This is a genomic window from Phenylobacterium zucineum HLK1 (assembly GCF_000017265.1).
Classification (GTDB): Bacteria; Pseudomonadota; Alphaproteobacteria; order Caulobacterales; family Caulobacteraceae; genus Phenylobacterium; species Phenylobacterium zucineum.
Map to the genome: position 1 here is coordinate 2,565,088 of NC_011144.1, position 21,564 is coordinate 2,586,651.

At 70.5% G+C, this 21,564-nt stretch carries 20 protein-coding genes; 10 read left to right on the plus strand and 10 right to left on the minus strand.

The window, feature by feature from the left end; genetic code table 11:
• Window positions 1–140: 140 nt before the first annotated feature.
• Both cysD and cysN read left to right on the plus strand, forming a co-directional pair.
• Window positions 141–1,094 (plus strand): sulfate adenylyltransferase subunit CysD, encoded by a 954-nt coding sequence (gene cysD, locus PHZ_RS12525; RefSeq protein WP_012522814.1) that lies wholly within the window; start codon window positions 141–143, stop codon window positions 1,092–1,094.
• Complete coding sequence (cysN, locus tag PHZ_RS12530) at window positions 1,094–2,998, plus strand: sulfate adenylyltransferase subunit CysN (protein ID WP_012522815.1); 1,905 nt, start codon at window positions 1,094–1,096, stop codon at window positions 2,996–2,998. The genes cysD and cysN overlap by 1 nt, the downstream gene beginning before the upstream one ends.
• Before the next feature lie 18 nt (window positions 2,999–3,016).
• Here cysN and PHZ_RS12535 read toward each other — a convergent pair whose 3' ends face one another.
• Together PHZ_RS12535 and PHZ_RS12540 are read right to left on the minus strand one after the other, a co-directional pair.
• Complete coding sequence (locus tag PHZ_RS12535) at window positions 3,017–3,607, minus strand: TetR/AcrR family transcriptional regulator (protein WP_012522816.1); 591 nt, start codon at window positions 3,605–3,607, stop codon at window positions 3,017–3,019.
• Between the two features lie 2 nt (window positions 3,608–3,609).
• On the minus strand, window positions 3,610–4,032 hold the full coding sequence (locus PHZ_RS12540) for an ester cyclase (protein WP_012522817.1): 423 nt from the start codon (window positions 4,030–4,032) through the stop codon (window positions 3,610–3,612).
• 143 nt (window positions 4,033–4,175) lie between these two features.
• Here PHZ_RS12540 and PHZ_RS12545 point away from each other — a divergent pair, with 143 nt between their 5' ends.
• Window positions 4,176–5,714: an MFS transporter gene (locus PHZ_RS12545; RefSeq protein ID WP_187149075.1), complete on the plus strand. Its 1,539-nt coding sequence runs from the start codon at window positions 4,176–4,178 to the stop codon at window positions 5,712–5,714.
• On the opposite strand, the gene PHZ_RS12550 is transcribed toward PHZ_RS12545, so the two are convergent.
• Genes PHZ_RS12550 through PHZ_RS12570 form a run of 5 tightly spaced genes read right to left on the minus strand, consistent with a single transcriptional unit; the run spans window position 5,711 to window position 9,959 of the window.
• A complete protein-coding gene (locus PHZ_RS12550; protein ID WP_012522819.1) occupies window positions 5,711–6,349 on the minus strand; it encodes a carboxymuconolactone decarboxylase family protein in 639 nt (212 codons plus the stop codon). The genes PHZ_RS12545 and PHZ_RS12550 overlap by 4 nt on opposite strands.
• A 4-nt stretch (window positions 6,350–6,353) precedes the next feature.
• Complete coding sequence (locus tag PHZ_RS12555) at window positions 6,354–6,887, minus strand: VOC family protein (protein ID WP_041373503.1); 534 nt, start codon at window positions 6,885–6,887, stop codon at window positions 6,354–6,356.
• 23 nt (window positions 6,888–6,910) lie between these two features.
• The gene (locus PHZ_RS12560; protein WP_201765242.1) at window positions 6,911–7,960 is read right to left on the minus strand and encodes a zinc-dependent alcohol dehydrogenase family protein; all 1,050 of its coding nucleotides are present in this window, start codon (window positions 7,958–7,960) and stop codon (window positions 6,911–6,913) included.
• A 36-nt stretch (window positions 7,961–7,996) separates the two neighbouring features.
• The gene (locus tag PHZ_RS12565; RefSeq protein ID WP_012522822.1) at window positions 7,997–8,755 is read right to left on the minus strand and encodes an N-acyl homoserine lactonase family protein; all 759 of its coding nucleotides are present in this window, start codon (window positions 8,753–8,755) and stop codon (window positions 7,997–7,999) included.
• Window positions 8,756–8,795: 40 nt separating this feature from the next.
• Entirely contained in the window at window positions 8,796–9,959 is a 1,164-nt protein-coding gene (locus tag PHZ_RS12570; protein ID WP_012522823.1) for an MFS transporter, read from the minus strand.
• 77 nt (window positions 9,960–10,036) lie between these two features.
• On the opposite strand from PHZ_RS12570, the gene PHZ_RS12575 reads away from it, so the two are divergent.
• Genes PHZ_RS12575 through PHZ_RS12585 form a run of 3 tightly spaced genes read left to right on the plus strand, consistent with a single transcriptional unit; the run spans window position 10,037 to window position 13,076 of the window.
• Window positions 10,037–11,314, plus strand: coding sequence for an aminotransferase class III-fold pyridoxal phosphate-dependent enzyme (locus PHZ_RS12575; protein ID WP_012522824.1), 1,278 nt, complete (start codon window positions 10,037–10,039; stop codon window positions 11,312–11,314).
• Entirely contained in the window at window positions 11,314–12,735 is a 1,422-nt protein-coding gene (locus PHZ_RS12580) for an amidase (protein ID WP_012522825.1), read from the plus strand. Before PHZ_RS12575 ends, PHZ_RS12580 begins: the two co-directional genes overlap by 1 nt.
• A complete protein-coding gene (locus PHZ_RS12585; protein ID WP_012522826.1) occupies window positions 12,735–13,076 on the plus strand; it encodes a DUF423 domain-containing protein in 342 nt (113 codons plus the stop codon). The genes PHZ_RS12580 and PHZ_RS12585 overlap by 1 nt, the downstream gene beginning before the upstream one ends.
• A gap of 22 nt (window positions 13,077–13,098) precedes the next feature.
• On the opposite strand, the gene PHZ_RS12590 is transcribed toward PHZ_RS12585, so the two are convergent.
• Complete coding sequence (locus PHZ_RS12590; protein ID WP_012522827.1) at window positions 13,099–14,313, minus strand: multidrug effflux MFS transporter; 1,215 nt, start codon at window positions 14,311–14,313, stop codon at window positions 13,099–13,101.
• Window positions 14,314–14,424: 111 nt separating this feature from the next.
• Between PHZ_RS12590 and PHZ_RS12595 the strand changes: the two genes are divergently transcribed.
• The 4 genes from PHZ_RS12595 to PHZ_RS12610 all read left to right on the plus strand — a co-directional run bounded on the left by PHZ_RS12595 (window position 14,425) and on the right by PHZ_RS12610 (window position 18,324).
• Window positions 14,425–15,384 carry an alpha/beta fold hydrolase gene (locus tag PHZ_RS12595; protein ID WP_012522828.1) on the plus strand — a complete coding sequence of 320 codons (960 nt, stop codon included), beginning with the start codon at window positions 14,425–14,427 and terminating at the stop codon, window positions 15,382–15,384.
• A 10-nt stretch (window positions 15,385–15,394) separates the two neighbouring features.
• Complete coding sequence (gene pip, locus PHZ_RS12600) at window positions 15,395–16,387, plus strand: prolyl aminopeptidase (RefSeq protein WP_012522829.1); 993 nt, start codon at window positions 15,395–15,397, stop codon at window positions 16,385–16,387.
• An 8-nt stretch (window positions 16,388–16,395) separates the two neighbouring features.
• Window positions 16,396–16,779, plus strand: coding sequence for a nuclear transport factor 2 family protein (locus PHZ_RS12605; RefSeq protein ID WP_041373505.1), 384 nt, complete (start codon window positions 16,396–16,398; stop codon window positions 16,777–16,779).
• 111 nt (window positions 16,780–16,890) lie between these two features.
• Window positions 16,891–18,324, plus strand: coding sequence for a spinster family MFS transporter (locus PHZ_RS12610; protein ID WP_012522830.1), 1,434 nt, complete (start codon window positions 16,891–16,893; stop codon window positions 18,322–18,324).
• Between the two features lie 81 nt (window positions 18,325–18,405).
• Here the strand turns inward: PHZ_RS12610 and rodA are convergent, their stop codons facing one another.
• Window positions 18,406–19,557 carry a rod shape-determining protein RodA gene (rodA, locus tag PHZ_RS12615; RefSeq protein ID WP_012522831.1) on the minus strand — a complete coding sequence of 384 codons (1,152 nt, stop codon included), beginning with the start codon at window positions 19,555–19,557 and terminating at the stop codon, window positions 18,406–18,408.
• Complete coding sequence (gene mrdA, locus PHZ_RS12620) at window positions 19,554–21,560, minus strand: penicillin-binding protein 2 (protein WP_012522832.1); 2,007 nt, start codon at window positions 21,558–21,560, stop codon at window positions 19,554–19,556. The genes rodA and mrdA overlap by 4 nt, the downstream gene beginning before the upstream one ends.
• Between the last annotated feature and the right edge of the window lie 4 nt (window positions 21,561–21,564).

Here is a 21,564-nt window from a genome sequence, read left to right on the forward strand (position 1 = left end):
CGCAACTGCCAGCGCATGGAGAATTCCTGGGCCGGGCTCGCCTTGCGCCGCGCCCGGGCGGCGGCTAACTCGCGATCCAGGGCCGGCCCGGGCGCGCGCACGCGCACGGGAATATTCACTCTTTGATGTAAGGTCCGCTCATGGACGCCCGCGTCCTGACCCGCTCAACGATCTCCGAAGGCGCTGTGCCCCGCCAGACGCTCACCCACCTGCAGCGGCTCGAGGCCGAGAGCATCCACATCATGCGCGAGGTCGTCGCCGAGTGCGAACGGCCGGTGATGCTCTACTCGATCGGCAAGGACTCGGCCGTGATGCTGCACTTGGCGGCTAAGGCCTTCTATCCTTCCAAACCGCCGTTCCCGCTGCTGCACGTCGACACGACCTGGAAGTTCCGGGCGATGTACGAGATGCGCGAACGCATGGCCAAGGAGCTCGGCTTCGAGCTGCTGGTCCACAAGAACCCGGACGCCGTCGCCCAGGGCGTCAATCCCTTCACCCACGGCAGCGCGGTCCACACGGACGTCTGGAAGACCGAGGGGCTGAAGCAGGCGCTGGACAAGTACGGCTTCGACGCGGCCTTCGGCGGCGCCCGCCGCGACGAGGAGAAGTCCCGCGCCAAGGAACGGATCTTCTCGTTCCGGTCGGCCCAGCATCGCTGGGATCCCAAGAACCAGCGGCCCGAGCTCTGGCGGCTCTACAACGCGCGCAAGAACCCCGGCGAGAGCATCCGGGTGTTCCCTCTGTCGAATTGGACCGAGCTCGACATCTGGCAATACATCTATCTCGAGCAGATCCCGATCGTGCCGCTCTACTTCGCCGCCGAGCGACCGGTGGTGGAGCGTGACGGGACGCTCATCATGGTCGACGACGAGCGCTTCCCCCTGCGCGAGGGCGAGAGCCCGCAGATGCGCTCGGTCCGGTTCCGCACCCTCGGCTGCTACCCGCTGACCGGCGCCGTCGAGAGCACGGCGGCCACCCTGCCGCAGATCATCCAGGAGATGCTGCTCACCACCACGTCCGAGCGCCAGGGCCGGGTCATCGACCACGACCAGTCCGCCTCGATGGAGAAGAAGAAGCAGGAGGGCTACTTCTGATGGCCCACCAGTCCGCCCTCATCGCCGAGGACATCGAGGCCTACCTGAAGCAGCACGAGGTGAAGAGCCTGCTGCGCTTCATCACCTGCGGCTCGGTGGACGACGGCAAGTCGACCCTGATCGGCCGGCTGCTCTACGATTCCAAGATGATCTTCGAGGACCAGCTCGCGGCCCTCGAAGCCGACTCCAGGAAGGTCGGCACGCAAGGCGGCGAGATCGACTTCGCGCTGCTGGTGGACGGCCTGGCCGCCGAGCGCGAGCAGGGCATCACGATCGACGTCGCCTACCGGTTCTTCTCGACCGACCGGCGCAAGTTCATCGTCGCCGATACGCCCGGCCACGAGCAGTACACGCGCAACATGGTCACCGGCGCCTCGACGGCGGACGCGGCGGTCATCCTGATCGACGCGCGCAAGGGTGTGCTGACCCAGACCCGCCGCCACAGCTATCTCGTCAGCCTGCTGGGCATCCGGCAGGTGGTGCTGGCGATCAACAAGATGGACCTGGTGGACTGGAGCCGCGAGGTCTTCGACGCCATCGTCGAGGAGTACCGCGACTTCGCCCGGCAGATCGGCCTGACGGAGTTCACCGCCATCCCGATGTCGGCCCTGAAGGGCGACAACATCACCGATGGCTCGGCGAACACGCCCTGGTACTCGGGCCCGCCGCTGATGCGCTGGCTGGAGGACGCCCCCGCCCAGGAGGACCTGCGGGAGAAGCCCTTCCGCATGCCCGTCCAGTGGGTGAACCGGCCGAACCTCGACTTCCGCGGGTTCTCGGGCCTCGTCGCCTCGGGCGCCGTGAAGCCGGGCGACAAGGTGAAGGTCCTGCCCTCGGGCCGCGAGAGCACGGTGGACCGGATCGTGACGCTGCGCGGCGACCTGCCCGAGGCCGTCGCCGGCCAGTCGGTGACGCTCACCCTCAAGGACGAGATCGACGTCAGCCGCGGCGACGTGCTGGCGAGCGCGGCCGCCCCGCCTGCGGTCGCCGACCAGTTCGAGGCCACGCTCGTCTGGTTCGACGACGAGCCCCTGCTGCCGGGCCGACCCTATCTGATGAAGCTGGGCGCGCGGACCGTCACGGCCCAGGTCACCGAGCCCAAGCACAAGGTCAACGTCAACACGCTGGAGAAGCTGGCCGCCACCCGGCTCGAGCTGAACGAGATCGGCGTGTGCAACCTGGCGCTCTCGGCGCCGATCGCCTTCGACCCCTACGCCGACAGCAAGGACCTGGGCGGCTTCATCCTGATCGACCGGCTGTCCAACCGCACCGTCGGGGCCGGCCTGCTGCACTTCGCCCTGCGCCGCAGCCAGAACATCCACTGGCAGGCCCTGGACGTCGACAAGGCCGCCCGCTCGGCGCTGAAGGGACAGAAGGCGCGCGTCGTCTGGTTCACGGGCCTCTCCGGCGCCGGCAAGTCGACCATCGCCAACCTGGTCGAGAAGCGGCTGCACGCCGAGGGCCGCCACACCTACCTGCTCGATGGCGACAACGTCCGCCACGGCCTGAACAAGGACCTCGGCTTCACCGAGGAGGACCGGGTCGAGAACATCCGCCGCGTGGCCGAGGTGTCCAAGCTGATGGTGGACGCCGGGCTGATCGTGCTGGTCAGCTTCATCTCGCCGTTCCGGGCCGAACGGCGGATGGCCCGCGAGCTGATGGGCGAGCGCGAGTTCGTCGAGGTCTTCGTCGACACCCCGCTCGAGGAGGCCGAGCGCCGCGACGTGAAGGGCCTCTACAAGAAGGCCCGGGCCGGGCAGCTGAAGAACTTCACCGGCATCGACAGCCCCTACGAGCCGCCCGAGAACGCCGAGATCCGCATCGACACGACCCGGATGTCGCCCGACGAGGCGGCCGAGCAGATCTTCGCCTGGCTGGAAGGCGCCTTCGACCCCGGGATCTGATCGGGCGCCCCTCGCCGCTCACGCCTTCGCGCGGGCGGCGTCCACCAGGGCGCGGATGGCCCAGCGCTTCACCCGGCGCGCCTCGTCGGGGGGCAGCTGCAGCACGTCCTTGCACACCACCATGGCCTCGGTCCCGATGAGGATCGCCAGCGCCTTGCTCAGCCGGTCGCGGGCGACGGGCGTCAGGTCCACGCCGTCCAGCGCCGCCTCGATCAGGGGCGTGCGCCGGTTCTGCCGCGCGGGCAGCCCCTCGCCCCCCAGCGCCCCCTCCATGGAATGGGCGAGCATCATCCGGAACTGCGGCTCGTGCCCGGCGAGCAGGGAGTCGAGGGTCTCGTCCAGCCGCTCCAGCCGCGCCACGGGATCGCGCGGCGCGCCGGGACCGAACAGCGCGGCGGGATCCGGCATCGCCACGTCGAGGGCCGCTTCCACCAGCAGCTGCTCGACGTTGGGGAAGTAGCGGTAGGCCGTCGCCCGCGAGACAAGCGCCTCGGCGGCGACCTCGTCCAGCGACGGCTTGCGGCCGTCCCGCGCCAGCCGGGCGGCGGCCTCGAGCAGCGCCTTGCGGGTGCGGCGTCTCTGGTTCGAACGGCCGGCGGTGCCGTCCATCCTCAGGCCTGCGGCAGCTGCTGCAGGATCGCGGCCATGTCGATCCACACGTTCTCGCGCCGGATATCGCCCGTATCGGCGAACTCGATCACGTGCAGCAGCCGGAATTCCAGCGGCCGGCCCCGCCCCTCCAGGCCGAACGGCCGGCCGGGCGCCTTGCCGCGCCAGAGGGATTCATCGACCAGGAAGTTCTCGCCGTAGAGGCGCCGCAGGCACTCGACCTTGCCGTCGGACAGGTCGGCGAACAGTCCCTCGTAGAAGGGGCGCGCGCCTTCACGGCCGTGCGTCGGGCCGGTGGGCGCGCCGACGATGTCGTGCTCGACGTCGGGCGTCAGCGTCGCCAGCACGCCCTCGACGTCGTCGTTCGCCTCGAAGGCGAAGTGCTCGTCGATCTTCCGATCCATCTGCTCGCGGGTGAGCGCCATGCCGCGTCCTCCAACTCGACCGCGGCCGGGATTTAATGAGACTTTTGTCTCACGTCAAGAATATTGTCTCGCGCCGGCGTGAGGGGCGGAACCAGCCTGCCCGCCGCTGGTTCGAGTGGCTCAGCCCCAGGACGATCGACGCGGTGAGCGGTTTCCTCGCGCCCCAGCCCCATGTGGACGAACGCGCCCTCGACCGGGGGCTGCGCGACCTGATGTGGGACGCCACCTTCGCCACGGTCGTGGGGGCCCTGAACTCGGGCGTGGTGCTGGTCGCCTTCGCCCTGTGGCTGGGGGCGCCGAACACGGTGATCGGCCTGCTCGCCGCGATCCCGCTGTGGACCCAGATCCTGCAGGCTCCGGCGGTCAGCCTGGTCGAGCGCCTGCGCGCGCGCCGGCGGATCAGCATCGTGGCCTTGACCATCGCCCGGATCACCCTGCCCCTCTTCGCGATCCTGCCGCTGATCCCCGACCGCCGCCTGGCGCTGATGCTGCTGATCGTGCTGGAGATCGTCCACACGGCCTTCAACGCGATCTGCGCCTGCAGCTGGAACTCGTGGATCCGCGACCTCGTGCCCGAGGATCGGCTGGGCCGCTTCTTCGCCCGCCGCACGATCTTCGCGACCGCCGTCGGCATGGCCTGCTCGCTGCTGGCCGGCTTCGCCCTGCAGTCGCAGCAGACGGCCTCCGGCGGCGGGGACGGCGTCGTCTTCACCCTGCTCTATTCCGCCGGCTTCCTGGCGGCCGTGATCAGCACCTGGCGGCTCGCACGCGTGCCCGAGCCGCTGATGCCGCCGCCACAGCCGAAGCAGACCCTCTGGACCCTGCTGAAGGCGCCGCTGAAGGACCCCAATTTCCGCACCCTGATCCGCTTCATGGCGAGCTGGCAGTTCGCCGTGAACTCGGCGACGCCGTTCTTCACCGTCTACTTCGTCCAGCAGCTGGGCCTCGGGATGGGCTGGGTGATGACCTTCTCGGTCGTGAGCCAGGCGGCCAACCTGCTGGTGCTGCGCACCTGGGGCCAGCTGTCGGACCGCTTCTCGAACAAGTCGGTGCTGAACGTGGCGGCCCCGGCCTTCCTGCTCTGCATCGCGGCCATGGTGTTCGCCTCGGAGATCGACGGCCGGCTGGAGCTGATCGTCTACCTGTCGGTCCTGCACGCCTTCATGGGCATGGCCTCGGCCGGCGTGAACCTGGCCACCGGCGCCGTGGCCATGAAGCTCGCGCCCCGCAACGGCGCCACGGCCTATATCGCCGCGAACTCACTGATCGCCTCGGCCGCGGCCGGGCTCGCCCCGATCCTGGGCGGCCTGTCGGCCGACTTCTACGCCGCGCGCGAGCTGAGCTTCCAGGTGCTGTGGCGTGATCCGGGCGGGGTGTCCGAGTTCTTCGCCCTGCGGATCACCCACTGGGACTTCTTCTTCCTGATCTCGGCGACCATCGGCCTCTACGCCATGCACCGCCTGTCGTTCCTCGTGGAGGAAGGCACGGTCCGCCGGCGCGTCGTCGTGCGCGAGATAGTCGGCGAGACCCGCCGGGGCATGATCCGCAACCTGTCGCCGGTGAAGGGCCTGCGCCCCGTCTTCCCCGCCGCCGCCCTGATCGACCTGCACGCCCGCTACCGGCAGCAGAAGCGCGCCGCCCGCGCCCGCGACTACCGCGAGGGGCTCAAGGCGGCCGACTAGCGCCGTCCCGTGTCCAGGAAGTCTCGGGCGCTGAAGTCCTCGGGCGCGGCCACCTCGACGATGGGGTCGTCGCGGTCGTCGAACTCCAGCCGCAGCGCCTTCGTCATCACCGCATGCATGTCGTATAGGCAGGTGATGTAGGTCAGCTCCAGGATCTCCTCGTCCGAGAGGAAGCCTTTCAGCGCCCCGAACACCCCGTCGGGGGTGCGGCCGGCCTGCAGCACCAGGCAGTCGGCGTAGGCCAGCACCGCCCGCTCCTTCTCGTCGAAGCAGGCCGCGGTCTGCCAGTGCGGAATGGCGGCGATCTTCTCCTCGGAAACCTTCAGGCCGCGCAGCGACTTGCAGTGCTGGGAAAAGACGAACTGGCTGGCCTTGGCCCAGCCGGCGCGGGTCTGGGCCAGCTCGCGCAGCACCGGGTCCAGTTTGCGCTTCGGGCTGCGGTAGAAGGCGAAGCCGCGGTTGCAGTGGTCCAGGCAGTCGGGGACCAGGGCGAAGACGGTCCACCAGTCGCCGGACGTGCCGGTGGCGGTGCCGGGCTCGGCCACCGGGTCGCGGTCGCCGAACAGCAAGTCGTAGGTCCTGTGGATCACCTCGGAGTCGGTGTCCTTGCGCGACACCTGGCGCAGGCGGGGCATGGGCTCAGGCTCCGGCGGGCTGGACGGCGCGGGCGGGCGCATGCCGCACGTCGTCCGGGCGGAAGTCGCGCAACGTCGCGGCGAACTCCAGCATCACCCCGTTGGGGTCGGTGAAATAGACCGAGCGGATCCAGACGCCCTCGTGCATCTCGCGGGCGACGCCCATGGCGCTGTCGTCGTGGTTGACCACCGCCGGCACGGTCATCTTCACGCCGGCGGCCTGCAGGCGCCCGATCGCGGCCTCCAGCTCGTCCTCGTCCATGTGGAAGGCCACGTGGTTCATCGAACCAACGGCCGACTTCGGACTGGCAGGGAACTCGGCCACCGAGGCGATCCCGGGCGCGGCCGGCGGGGCGTCGGCCCACCAGAAGAACGCCAGGGTCGATCCCCCGCCGCAATCGAAGAAGAAGTGCTGGCCGCCGTCCGGCAGGGCCACCGTCTTCACCAGCCGCATGCCCAGCACCTGGGTGTAGAACGCCACCGTCTCGGCCATATCCCGGCACACGAGCGCCAGGTGGTTGATCCCCTTGGTCTTCATGGCGTCCTCCCTTGGCTCGCCGGTCAGAACTCCAGCACGATCTTTCCGAAATGCTCGCCGCCGCCCATGGCCGCGATGGCGGCCTTTGCCTCGGTCCACGGATACACCTTGTCCACCACCGGGCGGACGCCGTGCAGCTCGATCGCCCGGCACATGGACTCGAACATGTCGCGTGAGCCGACCGACAGGCCCTGCAGCTTGGCGGAGTTGCCGATCAGGGCGGCCGGATTGAACGGCTCGCCCGCGCCGGCCACGATGCCGATCACCGCGATGTGGCCGCCGATCTTGATGGCCTTCATGCTCTCCTGGATCGTGCCCCCGCCGCCGACCTCCATGATGAAGTCCGCGCCGCGGCCGCCGGTGGCCTCGCGCACCGGTTTCGACCAGGCCGGGGTTGTCTTGTAGTTCACGAGGTGGTCGGCCCCGAGCGCCTTGGCGCGCTCGAGCTTGGCGTCCGACGACGAGGTGATCAGCGTGCGGTAGCCCGCGGCCTTGGCGAACTGCAGGCCGAAGATCGAGACCCCGCCCGTCCCCTGCAGCACCACGGTGTCGCCCGGCTCCAGGCGGGCGTCGTGAAAGAGCCCGCGCCAGGCGGTCAGCGCCGCGCAAGGCAGAGTGGCGACCTCGTGGTCAGTGAGGAAGTCCGGAACCTTCGAGAGCCCTTCCTGGCTGAACACCTGCAGCTCGGCGCCCGCCCCCGGGATCGGGAAGCCCAGGGCGCTCGACAGCTTCTCCAGCGTCGGCGGTCCCGACACCCAGTTCTGGAAGAACAGAGTGGAGACCCGGTCGCCGGCCTTGAAGCGGGTGACGCCGGGCCCCACGGCCTCGACGTAGCCGCAGCCGTCCGAGAAGGGCGTGATGATGTCGGTCGCGCTGGCCGCCGCCCGCCCGTACATCCCGTGGATCATCAGGAAGTCGCGATAGTTCAGCGAGCAGGCCTTCATCCGCACCAGGACCTGGCCCGGCCCCGGAGTCGGCTCTGGGACCTCCACCACCTGGATGGCGTCCGGCCCCCAGGGGGCGGTGACGTTCAGCGCACGCATGACGACTTCCTCCACTTGGGGAGGCATCATGGAGCGACGCTGGCGCGCCGCAACCGTGTCGCCACGTCAGCCTCGCGTGGAGGGCAGCACGGGCCGCTCGCCCCACTGGCCGGGGTCGTGGCCGAACACCATCACGGTGTCCTCTCCGCGGAGGTCCAGCAGGCTGTCGAGCGACCGGTTCAGCGCCGCGTGGTCGCTGTAGGCCGGGAAGGTCCGCGTCTCTAGCGCCTCGCAGGTGTAGCAGGCGTCGCCCACCAGGATGTGGTCGCCCATCTCGCTGCGCACCCGCATCGACTGGTGGCCCGGCGTGTGGCCGAAACTGGGGTGCAGGGTGACCGCGCCGTCGCCGAACAGGTCGTGCTCGCCGTCCACCAGCTTCACCGGATGGCCCAGGTCGTAGAACCGTTTGGGCAGGAAGTAGCGGGCCGCCATGTCGTCGTCGAAGCCCGCCGCCCACTCGCGGCTCTGGACGACGACCGTAGCGTTGGGCAACTGGTGCAGGCCCCCGGCGTGGTCGAAGTGCAGGTGCGACAGGACGACGAAGCGGACCTTGGCCGGATCGATGTCCAGGCGCTCCAGGTGCGCGGCGGCCAGCTCGCCCTCGTCCACCGTGGAGTCCATCCCCTGGGTGCGCAGCCGCTGGCGGTACGGGTCGTCCGCGTTGGCGATGTCGGCGTGCAGGCCGGTGTCGAACAGCGCCACGCCGTCCGGGTGCTCGACCACATAGAAGGGGATCGGCACGCTGACCCGCTCGGCCGCCATGCCGAGCCCCGCGCCGGGACTGTGGAACTGGCCGCACACGCAGCCGAAGAGCCGGATCGTCATGCTCGCGCCTCCCTATCGCGGCGCAGGTTAGGCGCCGATCCTACGGCGGGTCGAGCCGTCCGACGCCGTAGAGGCGCACCGCGCCGATCAGCCCCACGGCGCACATGGCCGCCATCAGCAGGTAGCCCTGGGCGCCGAAGCGGTCGAACAGCGGCCCCGAGGCCAGGGTCGCCAGGCCCATCAGCATGCCGCTGGAGAGCGCCGAGTTGATGGTCTGGGCGGCCGAGGCGTTGCGCGGGGTGGACAGCCGCTCGGCCAATTGCAGCGCCGCCAGGAAGGTCGCCGCGTAGCTCAGCGCGTGCAGCGCCTGCAGCGGGAACAGCAGCCACAGCGGCGGCGAGAACCCGTAGACGGTCCAGCGGATCACCGCCGCCGCCCCGCCGAGGACCAGCAGCCGCCGCGGTCCGATCCGCCGCCGCCACGGCTCCATGAACCACATGAACCCGACCTCGACCGCCACGCCCACCGCCCACAGCACGCCGGTGGTGCTCTCGGGGATGCCCTGCCCTTTCCAGGCCAGGGTCGAGAAGCCGTAGTAGAATGCGTGCGCCGACTGGATCATGCCGGCGGCGAACACGGCGGTCATGAAGTCGCGGTCGCGCAGCAGCTCTCCGACCCCGGCGAACCGGTCCGACAGGCGCGCCGAATGTCCCTCCTCGTGCACCGGGTCGGGCGGCAGCAGCAGCCGCGCGCAGACGGCGGTCAGCGACACCGCCGCGGTGATCCAGACCAGCACCAGCTCGGGCGAGCCGCGGGCGAGCAGCCAGCCGACGGTCAGGTTCGCGACGATGAAGGCGACCGAACCGATGCCCCGCGGCCAGCCGTAGTTGAACCCGTCCCGCCGCGCCCTGCGCAGCACGATCACGTCGGTCAGCGGCGAGATGGTCGAGATGGCGGAGGAGGCCGCGAACCAGGCCACCGCCCAGCCGGCGAAACCCAGCGGCAGCGCCATGAGCCCGTAGGTGCCGGCCACCCCGAGCGCCAGGAAGATCAGCGCCGTGCGGCGGAGCCTGAAGCTGTCGGCCCAGATCGCCAGCAGCGGGGCGGTGATCGTCCGCGCCAGCATCGGCAGCGACAGGATCAGGCCGATCTGGGCCCCCGAGAGCCCCCGTTCGGCAAACCACACCGGCATGTAGGGCGAGCTCGCCCCCGTGCCGACGAAGATCGCCGAATAGAACAGGCCCAGCCGGACGGGGAGCGACATGGCCGCGATCTACAGGGAGTCGCGGTCGCCCGCGCGGCGACGTAAGCTCGCGCCAACGACAAGCGAGGGAGGCGCGGATGGCTGGAACAGGCAGCCGGGACCGGGCGCTGCGCGAGCGGGCCCAGGCGGTGATCCCGGGCGGGATGTACGGGCACCAGTCCGTGGGCCTGCTGCCCGACGACTACCCGCAGTTCTTCGAGAAGGGCGAAGGCGCCCACCTGTGGGACGTGGACGGCCGGCGCTACCTCGACTTCATGTGCGCCTATGGCCCGAACCTGTTCGGCTACGCCCATCCCGAGATCGACGCCGCCTTCGTCCGCCAGCTCGGCCAGGGCGACACCCTGACCGGACCGACCGCCCTGATGGTCCAGCTGGCCGAGGCCCTCACCGGCATGGTCAGCCACGCCGACTGGGCGATCTTCTGCAAGAATGGGACGGACGCCACGTCCATGGCCCTGACCGTCGCCCGCGCCCACACGAAGCGCCGCGTGGTCGTCCGGGCCAAGGGCGCCTACCACGGCGCCGCGCCCTGGTGCACCCCGAGGCCCGCGGGCGTGATCGACACCGACCGGGCGCACCAGATCTTCTACGACTACAACGACGTGGGAAGCCTCGAGGCGGCCGTCGCCCAGGCGGGAGACGACCTCGCCTGCATCTTCGCCGCCCCGTTCAAGCACGACGCCTTCGTTGATCAGGCCGAGCCCGACCCGGCCTACGCCCGCCGGGCGCGCGAGCTGTGCGACGAACGCGGCGCGCTGCTGGTGGTGGACGAGGTGCGGGCGGGCTTTCGGCTGTCGCGCGACTGCTCGTGGAGCCGGATCGGCGTCCAGCCCGACCTCTCCACCTGGGGCAAGTGCGTGGCCAACGGCCACCCGATCTCGGTGCTGCTGGGATCGGACAAGGCCCGCGCGGCGGCGGCGTCGGTCTATGTGACCGGCTCGTTCTGGTACCAGGCCGCCCCCATGGCCGCCGCGCTGGAGACCCTGCGGCTGGTGCGCGAGACCGACTATCTGGAGCGCATGACCGCGCTGGGCGAGCGGCTGCGGCAAGGCCTTGCCGAACGCGCGGCGGCGGCCGGCTTCGGCTTCCGCCAGACCGGGCCCGCCACCATGCCCCTCTTCCTGTTCGACGACGATCCGGACCTTCGCAGGGGCTTCTGCTTTTCCAGCGAGATGCTGGCGCGGGGGGTCTATGTGCACCCCTGGCACAACATGTTCCTGTGCGCCGCCATGACCGAGGCCGACATCGACGCGGCGCTCGACGCGGCCGAGGACGCGTTCGCCGCCCTGAAGCGCCAGGCGGGCGCCCTGCCGCCCGTCGAGAAACTCGCCTTCCTCACCGCCGGAGCCCATTGATGGACGACTATTCCGACTACGACGGCCTGGGCCTGGCCGAGCTGGTCCGCACGAAGCAGGTGACGCCTGCCGAGCTGGTCGAGGCCGCCATCGTCCGCATCGAGCGGCACAACCCGACTCTGAACGCGGTCGTCCACAAGGGCTACGACGACGCCCGCCGCTGGGCCGCGTCGGACCTGCCGGACGGCCCCTTCCGGGGCGTGCCGTTCCTGATCAAGGACCTGGGCGCCCAGGTGAAGGGCTGGCCGCGCACCTCGGGCAGCCGCTTCGCCCAGGTCCCCGCCGACGCCGAGGACAGCGAGCTTGTCCGCCGTTACCGCGACGCCGGCGTGGTGCTGCTGGGCAAGACCAACACGCCCGAGTTCGGCATCCCGGGCGTGACGCATTCCGAACAGCTCGGCTCGTGCCGCAATCCCTGGAACCCGGACCACATCTCGGGCGGCTCCTCGGGCGGGGCGGCCTCGGCCACGGCGGCCGGGATCGTGCCCCTGGCGCACGCCAGCGACGGCCTGGGCTCGATCCGCATCCCCGCCGCCTGCTGCGGCCTGTTCGGCCTGAAGGTCACCCGCGACCGCACGCCGATCTGCGAGGTCTCGGACGGGGCCCTCGGCTTCTCGGTGCACCACGTGGTCAGCCGCACGGTGCGCGACAGCGCCGCCATGCTGGACGCCACCGGCTATCCCCAGGCCGCCGATCCGTTCCAGGCTCCGGCCAAGGGCGGCCCCTACCTCGCCGAGCTTGAGAAGAGCCCGGGGCGCCTGCGGATCGCCTGGTCCTCTGAGACGCCCAGCGGCCGGCCCATTCCCGACGAGATGATGGACGCCCTGCTGCGCACCGTCGAACTGCTCGACGGCCTCGGCCACGAGGTGATCGAGCGGGGCCTTGGGATCGACTACCGCCTGCTCTACCGCGCCCAGGGCCTGGCCAGCGCCTCCAACTTCTCGGCCAATGTCCAGCGCTGGGTGGAGGCGCTCGGCCGCGAGCCGGGCGACGACGAGCTCGGCCCCCTGGCCCGCCGCGGCTACGAGGCCGGCAAGCGGCTCACCGGCCAGCAGGCGTTCTGGGGCTTCCAGCAGCTGCGGCTGATGAACCGCCAGATCCTCGCCGCCTTCGAGGACATCGACGTCTTCCTCTCGCCGGTGATGGCCACCCCCGCGCCGCGCGCCGACTGGCTTGACCCGCTGATGGACGACCTGAAGGAGTTCGACCGCCGGCAGGCGGCGACCTATCCCTACACCCCGCCGTTCAACTTCACCGGCCAGCCGTCGATGTCGGTCCCCCTCTGGGAGTCCGAGGCCGGCCTGCCGATCGGGATGATGTTCAGCGGCCGCTTCGCCGACGAGGCGACCCTGTTCCGCCTCGCCGCCCAGCTCGAGAAGGAGGCCCCGTGGAAGGACCGCCGCCCGCAGGTGTCGGGCTGATGCCGGCCGCGCTCGCCCTCGCCGCCCTGCTGGGGCTGGCCTGCGTCGGTTTCGGGGCCTTCGGGGCGCACGGGGTCGCCGACCCCAAGGCCCAGGAGTGGCTGCGGACCGGAGCGCTCTACGGCTTCGTCCACGTGCTGGCGGTGTTCGCCGCAGACCGCTACGGCGCGCGGCTGGCGCCGCCGCTGTACCTGTTCGGCGTCCTCGTCTTCTCGGGCTCGCTGTTCGCCATGGCGCTGGGCGCGCCGCGCTGGCTGGGCGCGATCACGCCGATCGGCGGCGTCAGCTTCATGGCCGGATGGGCCGCCCTCGCCTGGGCGGTGGCGCGCCGCCAAACCTGAAGGCCGCCAGACCTGAGAGCTGTCAGACCTGAGGGCCGGGCTTCAGGGCCAGCTTCCTCAGCGCCACGGCCGAACCGACAAGCGCGACCAGCATCACCAGCGCCATGGGCCGGGGCGTGCCGTCGTGGAACGCGCCGGCCAGGCTGGAGGCCAGCGCGCCCATGCCGAACGAGACCCCGCCCAGCAGGGCCGAGATCGAGCCGGCCCGCCGCGGATCGACGCTGAGGGCGCCGGCCATGGTGTTGCCCTGCATGAAGCCGTAGCTGGCCAGCAGCAGGAACAGCAGCGGCAGGACGCTCCAGCGCTCTCCGATCCCGGTGACCGCCGCCAGCGCCAGGGCGACGGCGAACGCCACCGCCACCGTGCTCGCCCGCGCCAGGACCTGGTCGGGCGTGCGGGTGCGCAGCAGCCAGCGGTTCACCTGGTTCGCGCCGATCACCCCGGCGGCGTTCAGGCCGAACAGCCAGCCGAACGCCGAGGGCGGCACGCCGTAGGTCTCGATCAGCAGCTCGGGCGAGGCCGAGATGTAGGTGAACAGCGTCGCCCCGTTCAGCGCCCCGGCCAGGGCGTAGCCCACCAGCCGCGGCTGCCGCAGCAGGGCGGCGTAGGCCTGCAGCGGGCTCTCGGACTGCGCCTGCCGCGTCGTCTCCTCGCTGCGGGACTCCTGCAGGCGAAGCATCGTCGCCGCGCCGATCGCCAGGCCGAAGGCGGCCATGAACCAGAAGTTCAGCCGCCAGCCGCCCACGGTGAGCAGGGCGCCGCCCAGCAGCGGCGCGAGGATCGGCGCCAGGCCCATGATCAGCATCAGCAGGCTGAGCATCCGCGCCGTCTCGGTGTGGTTGAAGCGGTCGCGCACCACCGCGCGCGAGACCACACCGCCCGCGCAGGCGCCCAGCGCCTGGACGAACCGCCCGGCCAGCAGCTGCTCCGGCGAGGCGGCGAGCGCGCAGCCCGCCGAGGCCAGGATGAAGATCAGGACGCCCACCAGGATCGGCGGCTTGCGCCCGAACCGGTCCGAGGCCGGGCCGTAGAAGAACTGGCCGATCGCCATGCCCGCGAGGAAGGCGGCGACGGTGCCCTGGGTCTGGCCCGAGGTGGCGCGCAGATCCTCGCCGATGGCCGGCAGGCTCGGCAGGTACATGTCGATGGCGAGCGGCCCCATGGCCGTCAGCGCCCCGAGCAGGACCACCAGCCCCCAGGGCGTGCGGTCCGGCGATGTGGTGTTGGCGTACGTCACGACAGGCGTGCCCTACTGGCGCCGCCCGCTTCCGGGAAAGCGGTTTTGCGGCGATGCTGGCCGCAACGCCGAAAATGAGGGGGAAAAGCCGTGTCTGCGCTCGAAACCATGATGCCTGAGCCGAACCGCGTTCGGGTGAACGGGGTGGAGATCGGCTACTACGAAGCCGGCCCGCGGCAAGGCGTTCCCGTCGTCCTGTGCCACGGATTTCCCGAGCTGGCCTTCTCGTGGCGGCACCAGATCAAGGCCCTGGCCGCCGCCGGCCGCTGGGTGATCGCCCCGGACCAGCGCGGCTATGGGCTGTCGTCCAAGCCCGACGCCGTCCCCGACTACGACATGGCGCACCTGACGGGCGACCTCGTGGGGCTGCTGGACCACCTGGGCGTGGAGAAGGCGATCTTCTGCGGCCACGACTGGGGCGGCATCGTCGTGTGGCAGATGCCGCTGATGCACCCGGAGCGGGTGGCGGGCGTGATCGGCCTCAACACCCCGTTCCTGCCGCGCGCGCCAGCCGATCCCATCGCCATCTTCCGGCACAGGTTCGGCCCCGACATGTACATCGTCTGGTTCCAGACCCCGGACGAGCCCGAGGCGGTGCTGGGCGAGGACGTCGCCAAGACCATGCGCTTCTTCATGCGCCGGCCCTCGGCCCTGCGCACGGCCGCGGCCCAGCCGGAGGGCGGCTCGTCGTTCGCCTTCCGCGACCTGCTGCGGGCCTGGGATGGGGCGGACGGCGGCGACCAGCTGCTCAGCCCCGACGAACTCGCGGTCTTTGTCGAGACGTTCGAGGCCGGCGGCTTCTTCGGCCCGGTGAGCTGGTATCGCAACTTCACCCGGAACTGGGAGCGGGCCGAGGGACTTCCGGGCAGGGTCGACGGCCTGCCCTGCCTGATGATCACGGCCGAGCTCGATGCCGTGCTCACCCCCGAGATGGCCGAGCCGATGAAGGGCCTGGTCGGCGACCTGGAGACGCACATGGTGAAGGGCTCGGGCCACTGGACACAGCAGGAGAAGCCGGGCGAGGTGAACGTGCTGATCCTCGACTGGCTGGACCGGCGCTTCCCGAAGTAGACTGAGGCCCATGGAACGCAACACGCCGGCGCCCGCCGTATCGTCCCCCCAGCACCGGCGCGGCCTGTTCGCCGACAACGAGCCCTTCGCCTCGGGCTGGCTCGCCACCGGCGGCCCGCACGAGATCTTCTACGAGGAGTGCGGCAATCCGAACGGCAAGCCGTGTGTGATCCTGCACGGCGGCCCGGGCGGGGCGATCAACCCCACCATGCGGCGGTTCTTCGACCCGGCGAAATGGCGCATGGCGCTGTTCGACCAGCGCGGCTGCGGCCGCAGCCGGCCGAACGCCAGCCTGGAGGACAACACCACCTGGGCCCTGATCGAGGACATCGAGCGGCTGCGCGAGCACCTGGGCGTCGAGAAGTGGTGCGTGTTCGGCGGCTCGTGGGGCTCCACCCTGGCGCTCGCCTACGCCATCAAGCACCCGGAACGGGTCGAGAGCCTGGTGCTGCGCGGCATCTTCCTGCTGACCGAGCGCGAGCTGCGCTGGTTCTACCAGGACGGCGCCTCGATGCTGTTCCCCGACGCCTGGCAGCGGTTCTGCGCGCCGATCCCCGAGGCCGAACGCGGCGACATGATCGCCGCCTACCACAAGCGCCTCACCCACCCCGACCGCGGCGTGCAGGCCGAGGCCGCGGCCGCCTGGAGCCAGTGGGAGGGCGACACCATCTCGATCCGGGGCCCCGAGGCGCGGCCCTCCAAGTTCAACGAGATCGACTTCGCCATCGCCTTCGCGCGGATCGAGTGCCACTTCTTCGCCAACGGCGGATTCTTCCCCTCGAAGAACTGGATCCTCGAGAACCTCGACCGGATGCGCGGCATCCCCGGCTGGATCGTCCAGGGCCGCTTCGACGTGGTCACGCCCATGGAGAGCGCCTGGCGGCTGAAGCAGGGCTGGCCCGAGGCCCGCTTCGAGGTCGTGTGGGACGCCGGCCACGCCTCGACCGAGCCCGGGATCGTCGACGCCCTGGTCCGGGCCACCGACCAGGCGCTGAAGCTCTAGGGACCCGCATGAGCCGCGCCGAGATCGTCCGCGCCTATCTGAAGGCCATCGAGGACCGCGGCGACTCCCTTGGCTGCTTCGCCGAGGACGCAGTGCAGGAGGAGTTCCCCAACGCCCTGGTCCCCACCGGCGCCCGGCGGACCCTGGCCGACCTGCGCGAGGCGGCCGAGCGCGGCCAGGGGGTGCTGCGGTCCGAGACCTACGAGGTGATCAACCTCCTGGAGAGCGGGAACGTGGTCGCCGCCGAGGTCCTGTGGCGCGGCGTGCTGGCCGTGCCGCTGCGCTCGCTGCAGCCGGGCGACGCCATGAAGGCGCGGTTCGCCGTGTTCTTCGAGTTCGAAGGCGACAAGATCCGTCGGCAGCGCAACTACGACTGTTTCGAGCCCTTCTGACGCCCGCCGCTCGGCGAACGCGCATACCGGACTTTCGGACTTTCCCGCTCCCCGTGAGGCCGCTACTTTCGCGCCCAAAGGCGAACACCGCCAAAGGGGAAACGATCCAGCATGAGTGCGACCACGACCGCCGCGGGTGCGGACGGCCACATCACCGGCTTCGGCTCCAAGCCCTACCGAAGCTACGTCCTCAACGCGCTCCTGCTGATCTACATCCTGAACTTCGTGGACCGCGGCCTGCTGTCGGTGGTCGCGCCGCAGATGAAGCCCGAGCTGGGAATCTCGGACACCGCGTTCGGCCTGCTGACCGGCTTCGGCTTCGCCCTGCTCTACACCTTCGTCGGCATCCCCCTCGCCCAGTTCGCCGAGACGCGGCACCGGGTGTGGATCATGACCGTCTGCGTGGCCCTGTGGTCGCTGATGACGGCGCTGTGCGGCCTGGCGGCGCCGATCACCATCGGCGGCATGGTCATCGGCGGCTTCTGGATCCTGCTGGCCTGCCGGGTCGGCGTCGGCATCGGCGAGGCGGGCTGCACGCCGCCGGCCAACTCGCTGATCGCGGACTACTACCCGCCCCAGCGGCGCTCGACGGCCCTCGGCTACTACGCCATGGGCGTGACCCTGGGCGGGCTGCTCGCCAATCTCATCGGCGGCCCGATCACCGACGCCTTCGGCTGGCGCATGGCGTTCTTCGTGGTCGGCCTGCCGGGCCTGCTCGTCGCGGTGGTCTTCAAGATGACCGTCAAGGAGCCGCCGCGCGGCTACACCGACCCGCCCGGCACGGTGCGCAAGGCCCGGCCCAAGTTCGCCGACGGCATGCGCGAACTCGCCTCCAAGCCGTCGTTCTGGTGGATGACCGCGGGCGCGACCATCGCCTCCTTCTGCGGCTACGGCATCGCCTCGTTCCAGTCGCTGTTCATCAACCGCTCGTTCGACCTCAGCGCGGGCCAGGCGGCGGTCTACATCAACGCGCCCGTGGCGCTGGCCGCCGCGATCGGCACCCTGGCCACCGGCTGGCTGGCCGAGCGTCTGGGCAAGCGCTCGCCCAACGCCATCGCCTGGCTGCCCGGCGTGGGCCTGACGCTCAGCGTGCCGTTCTACTTCGTGGCCTTCACGACCCAGAACCTGACGCTGTGCCTGATCGCCCTGATCATCGGCGGCGGCATCAAGTACGGCTACCTGGCGGCCCAGTACACCATCGGCCAGGGCGTGGTGACCGCCCAGGTCCGCGCCGTCGCCACGGCCGTGCTGCTGTTCGTGATCAACCTGCTGGGCTACGGCCTCGGCCCGCTGTTCATCGGGGCGCTCAGCGACATGCTGTTCCGGATGAAGGTGGCGAACCTCGGCGCCGCCGAGCTCACCCGCCAGGCCTGCGAAGGCGCCGCGCGGGCGGCCCTGCCCGCCGCCGAGCAGGCGGTCTGCGCCGTCGCCCACCCCGAGAGCCTGCAGCACTCGATGCTGATCACCTCGGCGCTCTACGCCGTCGCGGGCCTGTGCTTCTTCATGACCATGCGCTGGCTGAAGCGGGACATGGTCGCCCGGTAGGCGGCCCCTCCTCCGGCGGAGGAATAGAGGGCTCCGGGGCGAGGCCGCCTCGGGGCCCTTCCTGCATCCGGCCTGCGCCCGCTAGAGGAGGCCCGAGCCCTTGGTGACCTCGGCGTAGCGGTGGACCCGCGCCGACTGCACCAGGCCGAAGCCGATCATCACCGTCAGCATCACCGTGCCGCCGTAGGACAGCAGCGGCATGGGCACGCCCACCACCGGCGCCAGGCCCATCACCATCGCCCCGTTGATCAGGACGTAGAGCGTGAAGGTGGCGGTCACGCCCGCGGAGGCCAGGCGGGCGAAATGCGAGTGGCTGACATAGGCGGTCCGCAGGGCCATGAAGATCACCGCGGCGTAGAGGATCAGCACCGATACGCAACCCACGAAGCCGAACTCCTCGGCCAGGGTCGCGAAGATGAAGTCGGTCTGCTTCTCGGGCAGGAAGTTGAGCTGGCTCTGCGAGCCCAGGCCGTAGCCCTTGCCCAGCAGACCGCCCGAGCCCAGGGCGATCATCGACTGCAGGATGTGGTAGCCGGAGCCCGAGGGATCGCTCTCGGGGTCCAGGAAGGTCAGCACGCGCTGCCGCTGGTAGTCGTGCATCACGAATATCACGAACGGCGGCACGATGGCCACGAACGCCGCCACGCCGGCGGCGATGATCTTCCAGGACAGCCCGGCGAGCACGACGATGGCCGCCCCGGTCATCAGGATCAGCATGGCGGTGCCGAGGTCGGGCTGGTGCGCCACCAGCAACACCGGCAGGCCGATCATGCCGGCGGGGACCAGAAGCCACCAGGACAGCCTCGCCCGCTGGGCCGAGGTCCCGTGGTAGTAGCGCGCCAGCGCCAGCACGATGCCGATCTTCATCACCTCGGACGGCTGGAAGCTGAAGCCGCCGATGGATAGCCACCGCTGCGCCCCCAGGCGCGTGTCCCCGACCAGCTCCACCGCCACCAGCAGCAGCAGACCCAGCACATAGACGGGATAGGCGATGGCGAACCACACGCGGATGTCGATCATCGCCAGGCCGATCATCATCGCCAGGCACAGCGCGAAGCGGAAGGCGTGCTTGGCGGCCCACGGGTCCCAGGACGAGCCGGCGATGGAGAACAGCATCAGGGCGCCGGCCCCGGCGATCAGGCTGAGCACCAGGACGAACAGCCAGTCCACCTCGGACAGCTTGACGATCAGGCGGTCCCGCTCGCCGGGACGCGTGAGGGCCGAGACGGTCATGCGGGGCCTTCCGAGGGCGGGACGAGCGGATCGCCGACGGCGGGCGTCGGCGTGTTCGGCGGCTCGGCGAAGACCGGGCTGTCGGGCACGGTGTCGAGCTCCAGGTCCGGCTGGATCTCGGGCATCGGCAGCGGCGTCTCGATGCGCGCGCGCAGCTCGGGATCCTTCAGCAGGGCCACCCGCATGATCTCGCGCGCCCGGGGCGCGGCGGCCGTCGAGCCGCCCATGCCGTGCTGGACGATCACCGCCAGGGCGTAGCGCGGCTCATCCAGCGGCGCGAAGGCGACGAACAGGCCGTGGTCGCGCAGCCGCCAGGGGCCGCCCTTCCCCCGGTGCCCGCCGGCCTTGTAGCTGTAGACCTGCGCCGTGCCGGTCTTGCCGGCCATCAGGATGTCGCCCAGGCCGAGCTGGCTGGCTCGGAAGGCCGTCCCGCCCGCCTCGGTCACCGCGGCCATGCCGTCGCGGACGTAGTTCAGGTGCTCCTGGCTGAACGGCAGGTCCGGCACGTCCGAGCCGCGCGGCAGCTCCTTGCCGCCGATCGACTTGATGAGGCGCGGGTTGAGCGCCTTGCGGCCGTTGGCCAGCCGCGCGGTCATCACCGCCAGTTGCAGGCAATTGGCCGTCAGCATGCCCTGGCCGATGCCGTAGCTCAGCGACTCACCGGGGTGCCACTTGGGGTCCTTCGGGCGGTTCTCCCGGACCCACTGGGTCGAGGGCACGATGCCCTTCTTCTGGCCCGGAATGCCAATGTCGAAGGTCTGGCCGAAGCCGAATTCGCGCGCCACGGCGGCGATCCGGTCCGGCCCGATGCGCGAGGCGACCGAATAGAAATAGACGTCGCAGGAGTTCTTGATGGCGTCCCGCATGTTCTGGGCGCCGTGGCCGCCCTTCTTGTGGCAGCGGAAGTAGCGGCCGCCGAAGTACATTCCGCCGCCGCAGCTGACGGTCTGGTCGGGGTCGATCCCGGCCTCCAGCGCCGCGAGCGCCGTCATGGTCTTGAAGGTCGAGCCCGGCGGGTAGGTGCCCGACAGGCACTTGTCGAGCAGCGGCCGGCGTTCGTAGTTGGCCAGCGCACGGTACTCGGCGCCCGTCAGCCCCCGCACGAACCGGTTCGCATCGAAGCTCGGCGCCGACATCATGCACAGGATGTCGCCCGTGCGGCAGTCCATCAGGACCGCGCCTCCGCTCTCGCCGCCGAACACCTCGAGGGCGCGGTTCTGGATATCGACGTCGAGGGTGAGCTGGACCTCCTTGCCGGGGACCGCGGCGATGTCGCCGTCCTCGTCGTGGCGCACCTCGCGGCCGTTGGCGTCCACCTCGACCTTCTTGGCGCCGGCCCGGCCCCGCAGCTCGAGGTCGAGCGCCTTCTCGATGCCCTGCTTGCCGATCCGGAAGCCCGGGTGCAGCAGGATGGGGTCCGAGTTCGGGCCGGTGGGCGTCAGGTCCTCGCGGTTCACCTTGGCCACGTAGCCGATCACGTGCGCGAAGGCCCCGCCGTGCGGATAGACCCGCACCTCGCCCATGTCGGCGGTGACGTTCGGCAGCTCGGGCGCGCGGACGTTGATCGCGGAGAACTGCTCCCAGGTCATGTCCTCCATGACCGAGACCGGCGCACGGCGGGGCGCGTTGCTGATCTCGCGCAGCAGCCGGCGCTGGCGGGCCTCGTCCATCGGCACGAAGCTGGCCAGGGTCTTCAGCGTCGCCTCGGGGTCGGTCCCCTTGTCCTTCGACACCAGCAGGCGGAAGTTCGGGCGGTTCGCCGCCAGCACCGCGCCGTTGCGGTCGACGATCAGGCCGCGGGGAGCCGGGACCAGCTTGAAGTTGAACTGGTTCGAGGTGGCCAGCTTCTCGTAGCGCTGGGTCTCCAGCAGCTGGAGATAGGCCAGGCGCCCGCCCAGGGCCGTGAGGCCCAGGCCCGCGAAGCCGCCCAGCAGGACGGCCCGGCGGTGGAACAGGCCCTGCCGCTCGTTGACCTCCTCGAAGAAGATTGCCGGTTCGGCCATGGCG

Coding starts and splice junctions, on each gene's coding strand:
- cysD (WP_012522814.1), top strand. CDS start 141: ATGGACGCCCGCGTCCTGACCCGCTCAACGATCTCCGAAGGCGCTGTG.
- cysN (WP_012522815.1), top strand. CDS start 1,094: ATGGCCCACCAGTCCGCCCTCATCGCCGAGGACATCGAGGCCTACCTG.
- PHZ_RS12535 (WP_012522816.1), bottom strand. CDS start 3,607: ATGGACGGCACCGCCGGCCGTTCGAACCAGAGACGCCGCACCCGCAAG.
- PHZ_RS12540 (WP_012522817.1), bottom strand. CDS start 4,032: ATGGCGCTCACCCGCGAGCAGATGGATCGGAAGATCGACGAGCACTTC.
- PHZ_RS12550 (WP_012522819.1), bottom strand. CDS start 6,349: ATGCCCCGCCTGCGCCAGGTGTCGCGCAAGGACACCGACTCCGAGGTG.
- PHZ_RS12555 (WP_041373503.1), bottom strand. CDS start 6,887: ATGAAGACCAAGGGGATCAACCACCTGGCGCTCGTGTGCCGGGATATG.
- PHZ_RS12560 (WP_201765242.1), bottom strand. CDS start 7,960: ATGATGCCTCCCCAAGTGGAGGAAGTCGTCATGCGTGCGCTGAACGTC.
- PHZ_RS12565 (WP_012522822.1), bottom strand. CDS start 8,755: ATGACGATCCGGCTCTTCGGCTGCGTGTGCGGCCAGTTCCACAGTCCC.
- PHZ_RS12570 (WP_012522823.1), bottom strand. CDS start 9,959: ATGTCGCTCCCCGTCCGGCTGGGCCTGTTCTATTCGGCGATCTTCGTC.
- PHZ_RS12575 (WP_012522824.1), top strand. CDS start 10,037: ATGGCTGGAACAGGCAGCCGGGACCGGGCGCTGCGCGAGCGGGCCCAG.
- PHZ_RS12580 (WP_012522825.1), top strand. CDS start 11,314: ATGGACGACTATTCCGACTACGACGGCCTGGGCCTGGCCGAGCTGGTC.
- PHZ_RS12585 (WP_012522826.1), top strand. CDS start 12,735: ATGCCGGCCGCGCTCGCCCTCGCCGCCCTGCTGGGGCTGGCCTGCGTC.
- PHZ_RS12595 (WP_012522828.1), top strand. CDS start 14,425: ATGCCTGAGCCGAACCGCGTTCGGGTGAACGGGGTGGAGATCGGCTAC.
- pip (WP_012522829.1), top strand. CDS start 15,395: ATGGAACGCAACACGCCGGCGCCCGCCGTATCGTCCCCCCAGCACCGG.
- PHZ_RS12605 (WP_041373505.1), top strand. CDS start 16,396: ATGAGCCGCGCCGAGATCGTCCGCGCCTATCTGAAGGCCATCGAGGAC.
- PHZ_RS12610 (WP_012522830.1), top strand. CDS start 16,891: ATGAGTGCGACCACGACCGCCGCGGGTGCGGACGGCCACATCACCGGC.
- rodA (WP_012522831.1), bottom strand. CDS start 19,557: ATGACCGTCTCGGCCCTCACGCGTCCCGGCGAGCGGGACCGCCTGATC.
- mrdA (WP_012522832.1), bottom strand. CDS start 21,560: ATGGCCGAACCGGCAATCTTCTTCGAGGAGGTCAACGAGCGGCAGGGC.